Origin of the sequence: Lachnoanaerobaculum sp. MSX33, assembly GCF_000512995.1 — a bacterium.
Classification (GTDB): Bacteria; Bacillota; Clostridia; order Lachnospirales; family Lachnospiraceae; genus Lachnoanaerobaculum.
Window position 1 is genome coordinate 1 of record NZ_AZXX01000032.1, and the last position, 670, is coordinate 670.

Annotated in this window: 1 protein-coding gene; it reads right to left on the minus strand. The window is 42.8% G+C overall.

Going from position 1 to position 670, the window contains the following annotated elements; all coding sequences use genetic code 11:
• Positions 1 to 670, minus strand: a 670-nt coding sequence (locus HMPREF1495_RS13845) for a hypothetical protein (RefSeq protein WP_034212106.1), incomplete at both ends; no start/stop codon positions are given.

Consider the following 670-nt stretch of genomic DNA (forward strand, 5'->3'; position numbering starts at 1 on the left):
ATCTATTACTATCTCACCACTTCCGTCATTTCCTATACGACCTGTAGGTGTGATAGATCCGATAGTACCGAATACATTTGGATCCTGGCTGAAGAATGCTGTATATGTTGCATGATTTGTAAGTGTGCTGCTTCCCTGCATGAAGGCTCCGTTTGGATCCTTCCAACCGTTAAACAAGTAGTTTGCTACAGGTGTAGCTGTCGGTAACTGTGCTGTCGGCAATAATGCTGACGGTAATGCTGCTACCTGGCTCCATGTATAATCATATGGTACATGAAGTGTTGCAGGAGCTGATATTGAACCGTTGCTTCCTGCCGCAAAGTTGATATCAAACCACTTACTTGGGTCTTCTACAAACTTGGCATATACAGTTAAAGGTGTAGGATCTGTTGTTCTAAAGAAGTCCGTATCTCCTACAGGCTGTGTACATGCCGCATCCTTATACCATCCGTCAAACATATAGTAACGGTTAGGTGTTACACTTGGTACATAGTTTAATGCCTTTATCTTGCTGAACTTATATGCTCTTGCATCTCCCGCACTTGTTCCGTCACTTAATAAGATGCTGTTTGCTGTTGTTGCCCCTACACTACCGTTATTATATGGTGCAGATGCTACCGCAAAGTTGATACTTGTCCACTTTGATGCATCTCTACTTAACATCCAGTCT